Source organism: Streptomyces silaceus (assembly GCF_001419745.1).
Classification (GTDB): Bacteria; Actinomycetota; Actinomycetes; order Streptomycetales; family Streptomycetaceae; genus Streptomyces; species Streptomyces silaceus.
The window spans coordinates 1-8,805 of record NZ_LIRJ01000025.1 but is presented as its reverse complement, the minus strand read 5'-3'; the positions used below and the strand labels follow the sequence as shown (position 1 = coordinate 8,805).

1 protein-coding gene is annotated in these 8,805 nt (G+C 75.4%); it reads left to right on the top strand.

The genetic code is table 11. The features are described from left to right. Nucleotides 1–15: 15 nt before the first annotated feature. Nucleotides 16–8,805 (top strand): SDR family NAD(P)-dependent oxidoreductase (locus AOK22_RS02305; protein ID WP_157872162.1); only part of this gene is annotated, 8,790 nt, incomplete at its 3' end.

The following is an 8,805-nucleotide window of genomic DNA, read 5'->3' as shown; positions in this document are numbered from 1 at the left end:
GAAGAGGGAACGACCGTGAGTTCGCACGACGGCACCGAAGTGTCCGGGAACGACATCGCCATCGTCGGCATGGCCGGGCGCTTCCCGGGCGCCGACAGCGTGGGGGAGTTCTGGGAGCTGCTCAGCGAGGGCCGCGAGGGCATCTCGCGGTTCGACGACGACGAGCTCGCCGCGGCCGGCATCCCCGCGGCGCTGCGCCGGGACCCCGCCTACGTCCGGGCGCACGGCGTCCTGCCCGGCGCCGACCTCTTCGACACCGGGTTCTTCGAGTTCACCCCCGCCGAGGCGGAGGTCGTCGATCCGCAGCAGCGCCTGTTCCTGCAGAGCTGCCACACGGCGCTGGAGGACGCGGGCTACGACCCGCGCCGCTACGACGGACTCATCAGCGTCTACGGCGGCGCGGCCATCAACACCTACCTCCAGCAGAACGTCCTGCCCCGCATCGACCAGACCACGACCTCCGACCACTTCAAGGTCATGGTCGGCAACGACAAGGACTTCCTGGCCACCCGCGTCAGCTACAAGCTCGACCTGCGCGGCCCGAGCTACAGCGTCCAGACGGCCTGCTCGACCTCCCTGGTCGCCATCCACCTCGCCTGCCAGGGGCTCATCAACGGCGAGTGCGACATGGCGCTCGCGGGCGGCGTGACCGTCAAGTTCCCGCAGACGCGCGGTTATCTGTACGAGGAGGGGGCGATCCTCTCCGCCGACGGCCGCGTCCGCACCTTCGACGCGGACGCGAGCGGCACCGTGCTCGGCAACGGCGTCGGCATCGTCGTCCTCAAGCTCCTGGAGGACGCCCTCGACGCCGGGGACACGATCCACGCCGTCATCAAGGGCACCGCGACCAACAACGACGGCTCCCTGAAGGTGAGTTACGCCGCCCCCGGCAAGGAGGGACAGGCGGCCGTCGTCGCCGAGGCACACGCCGTCTCCGGCACCGACCCGGACAGCATCTCCTACGTAGAGGCGCACGGCACCGCCACCCGCCTCGGCGACCCGGTGGAGGTCTCCGCGCTCACCGACGCCTTCCGCCGCGGCACCCCGGACACCGGCTTCTGCGCCATCGGCTCGCTCAAGTCGAACGTCGGCCACCTCGACGCCGCCGCCGGCGTGGCCGGCGTGATCAAGACCGCGCTCATGCTGCGCCACCGCTCCCTGGTGCCGACCCTGAACTTCGAACGTCCCAACCCCGCCATCGACTTCGCGGCGACCCCGTTCTACGTCAGCACCGAGACCGCGCCCTGGACCGCCGAGGGACCCCTGCGGGCGGGCGTCAGCTCTTTCGGCATCGGCGGCACCAACGCGCACGCCGTCCTCGAAGAGGCCCCGCGACCGCTGCCCACCGACCCCTCGCCGCGCGACGAGCAGCTGCTCGTGCTGTCCGCGAAGACCGCGACGGCCCTGGAGACCCTGACCGACGCCCTCGCCGACCACCTCGACCGGCACCCCGACACGGACCTCGCCGACACCGCGTACACCCTTGCCCTCGGCCGTCAGGCCCACCGCTACCGCCGGGCCGTCGTGTGCGCCGACCGCGCCGACGCCGTACGCGCCCTGCGCGAGCGCTCCGCACCCGGCTGCATGACCGGCGACGGCGAAGTCCCGGGAGAACAGCGGACGTTCACGCCCGGCGCGGAGCTCGCGGGGCGGGCGCTCCTGGACGCCGTGCGCACCGCCTGGCTGCGCGGCGCGGACGTCGACTGGCCGGCCTTCTACGGCGACGAGCGCCGCCGTCGTGTCCCGCTGCCCACCTACCCCTTCGAGGGCCGGCGGATCTGGCTCGACCCCGAGACCCCCTCCCCGGACGGACCGGCGTCCGTGCAGGCCGCCGAGCGCGCACCGCGGGCGCTGCACCCGCTGCTGGGCGCCAACGTCTCCACCCTTGCCGAGCACCGCTACACGACCTCGCTGACCGGCGACGAGTTCTACCTGGCCGACCACCGCGTCAACGGCGAGCCCATCATGCCCGCCGTCGGCCACCTGGAGATGGCCCGCGCCGCCGCTCACCTCGCGCTCTCACGGGTGGGCGCGGGCGGTGTCTCGCTGAGCAGGGTCTCCTTCGAGCGGCCCCTGTCCTTCGCGGGCGGGCCGCGCACGGTCGACATCCGGCTCACCCCGCACGGCGACGGCGCGCGGTTCGCCGTCACCGGTGGCGCGGGCGACGGCACGGGCGGACCCGACGTCTTCGCGCGAGGCGAACTCGCGCCGCGCGGCCAGGGCGACAGCCCTGCCCCCGTCGACCCGGCCGTACTCGCCGGGCGCTGTCCGGACCTGCTCGACGCGCCCGAGCTGTACGCCCTGCTGCGGGAGCGCGGGCTCGACTACGGCCCGGCGATGCGGGCCCTGCGCGAGCTGCGCCGAGGCGACGCGGAGGCCTTCGGCGTCCTCGAACTCCCCGACGCGCACGCCGAGTCCTGTGAAGGGCCTGGCCCGGACGACGCCATCGGGGGCTTCACCCTGCACCCCGCGCTGCTCGACGGAGCCCTGCACGCCGTGGTCGGTCTGCTCGCCGCCCGTGAGGACGACGGCACCACGTATCTGCCGCTGGCGGTCGGCCAGGTGGAGGTGTTCGGGCCGCTGACCCCGCGCTGCCTCGTCCACGTCACGCTGCCCGCGCACGGCGCGGGGGAGAAGCAGACCAAGGCCGACGTCGACGTCCTCGACCCCGGGGGAACGCCGCTCGTCCGGCTGCGTGACCTGTCCGTACGTACGCTGCGAGCCGAACACGGACAGCCCGGGACCGCGCTGTTCGGCAGCGAGTGGCAGCCCGTGGCCGCGACAGGGGAGCCTCCCGCGGCCACCCCCGGCCCGTACCTCCTGCTCGCGCACGGCCCCGCGTCCCGCGCCGAACTCGTCGACGCCCTGCGCACCGCCGGTGACACGGACCCCGAGGTCGTCCTGGTCACCCCCGGCACGGAGTTCACCGAGGCCGACGGCGGGCACTTCACCGTGGACCCGGGCAGCCAGGCCGACTTCGCCGCGCTCCTCGACCGCCTCGCCGCGACGGACCGCACACCCGCCGCCGTGCTCCACACCTGGTGCTCCGCGAGCGACCCCGCGGACGCGCTCGCGCCCACCCTGCTCGACCACGGCCCGCACGGCGTCTTCGCGCTGACCAAGGCCCTCCTCGCGCGCCGGGGCGGCCCGCGCACGGCCCTGCTGATCGCCCACCGCACCGACGCGCACGGCGCGAACCCCACCACGGCCGCCCTCGCGGGCTTCGCCCGCACCACCGCGCTGGAGAACCCGCGCCTGACCCTCCGCCTCGTCGGCCTGGACGCCGCGACCCCGACGCCGGGCGCCCTCGTGGCCGAACTGGCCGCGCCGGGCGACGGCGAGTCCGAGACGCGGCACACCGGCGGCGTCCGCCACGTACGCCGGTTCCGGCGCCTGGACGCGCCCGCCGACGGAGAGCGCGGCACCGTGCCCATCGGGCGCGGCGCCTGCCTGATCACCGGTGGCGCCGGGCGTCTCGGGCTGTCCGTCGCCGAGCACCTCGCGAGCGGCACCGAGGCCGCGACCCTCGTCCTGACCGGCAGGACCGACCCGGGGCCCGAGGCCGAGCGGCGCGTCGAGGCGCTCCGCGCGGCCGGACACGACGTCACCTTCCGGCGCGCGGACGTGGCCGACGAGGACGAGCTGCGCGCCCTGCTCGACGCCGTCCGCGCCGACCACGGGGCGCTGCGCGGGGTGGTCCACGCGGCGGGCACCTTGCGCGACTCCTACCTCCTCCACAAGACCTGGCAGGAGTTCACCGAGGTCGTCGCCGCCAAGACGCGGGGAACCGTCCACCTGGACCGGCTCACCGCCGACGACCCGCTGGACTTCTTCGTCTGCTTCTCGTCCATCGCCGGTGTCTTCGGCAACGCCGGACAGAGCGACTACGCGTACGCCAACGCCTTCCTCGACGCCTTCGCCGAGCGCCGCCGGTCCCTGGCCGACGCGGGCCTGCGCTCCGGCCGCACCCTGTCCCTGGCCTGGCCGCTGTGGCGGGACGGCGGGATGCGCCAGGACGAGAACGCCGTACGGGCCATGCGGCACCGCCTCGGCCTGGCCCCCATGCCCACCGCCACGGGCCTCGCCGCCCTCGACGAGGCACTGAGCCGGCACGACGGCGCGGTCCTCGTCGGCCACGGCGACCCCGACCGCGTGGCCGCGGCGCTCGCACCCGCTCCCGTGCCGAGGGACCCGCGGCCCGCCGCGGCCGGGGGAGCGGCCGGCGCGGAGCCGTCCGACGCGGACCTGACGGAATGGACGAGCACCTTCCTGCGTGAACTGCTCGCCGGGCGCACCAAGCTCGACCCGGCCGAGATCGACCTGAAGGCGCCCTTCGACCGCTACGGCATCGACTCGCTGGTCATCACCCAGCTCAACGCCGAGCTGGAACGGCACTTCGACGACCTGCCCAAGACGCTGTTCTTCGAGTACGCGACGCTGGCGGAGCTCGCGGGCTACTTCACGGCGGAGCACGCCGCACGCCTCGGCGAACTGGCGGGCGCGCGGGAGGCCGCTGCCGCACCCGTGGCCCCGCGTGCCACCACCACCGTGGTGCGGGCGCCCCGGCCGACGCCCGCGGACACCTCGTCGCCCGCCCCGGCTCCCGGCGACGACGGTGCCGTGGCCGTCATCGGGCTCACCGGGCGCTACCCCATGGCCGACGACCTCGAAGCGTTCTGGGAGAACCTCGCCGCGGGCCGCGACTGCGTCACGGAGATCCCCGCGGACCGCTGGGACCACGACCGCTACTTCGACCCGGACCCCGCGGCGCCGGGCCGCGCCTCGTCCAAGTGGGGCGGTTTCCTGAACGACGTCGACCGCTTCGACCCGCTCTTCTTCGGCATCTCGCCCCGCGAGGCCGAGCTGATGGACCCGCAGGAGCGCCTCTTCCTCCAGAACTCCTGGCACGTCCTGGAGGACGCCGGATACCGCAGGGACGAGCTGTCCGGGCGCGGCGTCGGCGTCTTCGTCGGCGTGATGTACGGCGAGTACCAGCTGTACGGCGCCGCCGACGCGGAGCGCGGCGGCATCCGCGTCACCGGCTCGTCGTTCGCCTCGATCGCCAACCGCGTCTCCTACACCCTGGGCCTGACCGGGCCGAGCCTCGCGCTCGACACCATGTGCTCGTCGTCCCTGACGGCGATCCACCTGGCCTGCGAGAGCCTGCGCGCGGGGGAGAGCGAGATGGCCGTCGCGGGCGGCGTGAACCTCTCCGTGCACCCGTACAAGTACGTCTTCCTCAGCCAGGGCCGCTTCGTCTCCGCCGACGGCCGGTGCCGTGCCTTCGGCGCCGGAGGAACCGGGTACGTGCCGGGCGAGGGCGTCGGCGCGGTGCTGCTGAAGCCGCTGGCCGCCGCCGAGCGCGACGGCGACCACATCTACGGCGTGATCCGCGGCCACGCGGTCAACCACGGCGGCCGTACGAACGGTTACACCGTGCCCAGCCCGCACGCGCAGGCCGACACCGTGCGCCGCGCACTGGACGGCGCGGGCCTCGGCCCGGCCGACATCGGTTACGTGGAGGCCCACGGCACCGGCACCTCCCTGGGCGACCCGATCGAGATCGCCGGACTCGCCAAGGTCTTCGGCACCGCCGCGGGGCGGGAGGAGCGCCGGCCCATCGGCTCGGTCAAGTCGAACATCGGGCACCTCGAATCGGCCGCCGGGATCGCCGGGCTCACCAAGGTGCTGCTCCAGTTCAAGCACGGGCGCCTGGTGCCCTCGTTGCACTCCGAGGAGCTCAACCCCAACATCGACTTCGGCCGAGCCCCCTTCCGGGTGCAGCGGGAGGCGGCCGCATGGCCCCGGCCCCAGGGCGCGTTCGGCCCAGAGCCCCGCCGCGCCGGGCTCAGCTCCTTCGGCGCGGGCGGCTCCAACGCCCACCTGGTGATCGAGGAGCACCTGGGCGGCCCCGAGCGTGCCGCCGAGCCCGTCGCCGGGCAGCGCTTCGGACAGCCGCTCGTCTTCCCGCTCTCGGCACGCGACGCGGAACGGCTGCGCGTGTACGCGGGCCGCCTCGCCGACTTCGCCGAACGCGACCACGTCCGCGCCCTGGACCTCGCCCACACGCTCCAGCGCGGGCGTGAGGTGATGGAGGAACGCCTCGCCGTGGTCGCCGAGGACGGCGCCGCGCTCGTCCGCGCCCTGCGCGCCCACGAGAACGGCGCGCCGTGCCCCGGCCTGCTCCTCTCGGCCGACACGGCCGGGACCGCGCGGCCGGAGCAGGACGGTCCGGCCTTCGCGCTCGCCGCGCGCTGGACGCGGAACGGCACGGCGGACTGGGACACGTTCGTCCCCGCCGAGGGAACGCCCGCGCGCCGCGTCTCCGCGCCGCTGTACCCGTTCGCCCGCGAGCGCCACTGGGTGCCCGCCGGTGACCGGTCGGGCGCGGACGGGCTCGGCGCGGCGGTGGCGGCCCGCCTCCACCCGCTGGTCGACGCCAACGAATCCACCGTCGACGAGATCCGTTTCCGCAGGACCTTCCGGCCCGACGAGCCCCTGGTGCGCGACCACGTCATCGAGGGGCGCGGGCTGCTGGCCGGCACGGTCTGCCTGGAGATGGCGCGCGGCGCGGCCCGGCTCGCCGGACTCGACGGCGCCTCCGCCCTGCGGGACGTCCTCTGGGGACGCCCGGTGGTCATCGGGGACGCGCCGCGCGACGTCCACGTGAGCCTCGCGCGCGCCGGTGACCCCGCCGAACTGGCCTTCACCGTCTGGACGTCGGACGGCACCGAACGCACCGTGCACGTGCGGGGCACGGTGTCCGCGCCGACAGCCGGACGGCGCGCCGAATCCGCGGCGCCCGTCGACCTCGACGCGCTGCGCGCGGCCCGCCCGCACCACCGTGACGACGCCGACGTCCAACGTGCCTACCGTGCCGCCCACTTCGGCTATGGACCGGCCTTCGACGTCATCGAAGAGGTCCACTACGGCGACGGCGGCGCACTCGTCGCCCTCGCCCTGCCGGACACGGACCCGGGCATGGACCGGGACGCGGGCCCGGCCGGCGCGGCGGAGCTGCTGCCCCCGGCCCTGCTCGACGGCGCCCTGCGCGCCTGCCACTGGGCGGACCTGCCCTCACCGGAGGAGAGCCGCGGCCTCGCCGTGCCGTTCAGCCTCGGCGCCCTGGAGATCCGTACGCCCGCCGCACGGCTGCCCCGTACCTGCTACGCGTACGCCACCCCGGCGCGCGGCGATGCGTCGTCCCCGTCCGACCTGCGGCGCTTCGACGTCCGCATCCTCGACGAGTCAGGTGCCGAACTCGTCCGCATCGACGACTTCGGTGGCCGTCGCCTGGACGCCGCCCCGGCACAGCCGCGGGAGGGTGCCGTCTCCGCGGGCGGTGCCACCGAACCGTTCTTCTACCGGCAGGCCTGGCAGGACCGGGACCTCGCCCCGGCCGCACCCGCCCACACGGACGCGCTCCTGGTCCTGGGCGACGCCACGACCGGTACCGACGCGGGCGCCGACTCCGTGGCCCGTGGCCTTGCCGCGTTGCCCGGCGGACGGCGTGTCGTCGAGGTGCGGGCCGCGACGTCCTTCGCCCGCACCGGAACCGACCGGTACACCGTCGACCCGACACGTACCGCCGACTTCGAGCGGCTCCTGACGGAACTGACGCGTGACGGCGTCCGCTCCCTCGACGTCGTCCACCTGTGGGGTCTGACGACCGCGCCCGTCCCCTACGGCCGCGAGGGCGCGGCCGACGCGGCGGGGCAGGCGCTGGACGCGGCCTTCGCGCGCGGCCTCGGCTCGCTGCGGGCGCTGGCCCGCGCCGTCGACGCGGTCCGGCCCGCCGGGCGGGTGCGCTGCGCCTACGTCCTGTCCGAGACGGCGGACGGGCCGCGCCCCGACCAGGAGGCCGCGGCGGGCTTCGCGCTCTCCACCACCGGCGTGCTGCCGCACCTCGAAGTGTTCACCGTGACCTGTGCGGACGGCCTGGCCGACGGGCGCGAGCTGCCCGGTCTGCTCGCCGCCGAACTGGCCCAGGGCGGCAGGCTCGCCGGCGCGGAGGTGCGCCACTCGGCGGCGGGCCGCCAGGTCCGCGCCCTGCGCGGTGCGGAGGTCCTCGCTCCGGCCGACGGCGGCTCCGACCCGCTGAAGCCGCACGGCACGTACCTCGTGACCGGGGGAACCGGCGGCATCGGCCTGGAGCTGGCCCGTCACCTCGCGTCGGCGTACCAGGCCCGCCTCGTGCTGGTCAGCCGCTCGGCCGGGGCTCCCGAGGCGCGGACGGCCGCCGACGAACTCGCCGAGTCCGGAGCGGAGGTGCTGCTCGTCACCGCCGACACCGCGGACGCCGTGGCCCTGCGCGCGGCGGTGACCCGGGCGAAGGAGCGCTTCGGCGGCCTCGACGGCGTCTTCCACCTCGCGGGCGCCGCCGACCAGGGCACCCTGCTCGACACGGACCTCGCGCGCTTCACGGAACTCCTGTCGGCGAAGGCGCACGGCGTGCGGCTCCTGGACGCCCTGACGGCCGACGAGCCGCTGGACCTGTTCGTCGTGTTCTCCTCCATCGCCTCGGTCGTCGGCGACTTCGGCGCCTGCGCGTACGCGGCGGCCAACCGCTTCCTCGACTCCTACGCGCAGTGGCGTGACGCCCGCGTGCGGGACGGCCGGGCCTTCGGCCGCACCCTCTCGCTGGCCTGGCCGCTGTGGCGGGTCGGCGGCGTGGACGCCCTGATGGGCGAGGACGAGCGTGCCGGATACCAACGGCGCACCGGCATGCGGGAGTTCACGGGAGCGGAGGGGATGCGGGCGCTGGACCGGGCGCTGCGGGCCGGGGCGGCCCGGCTCGTCCCCGCG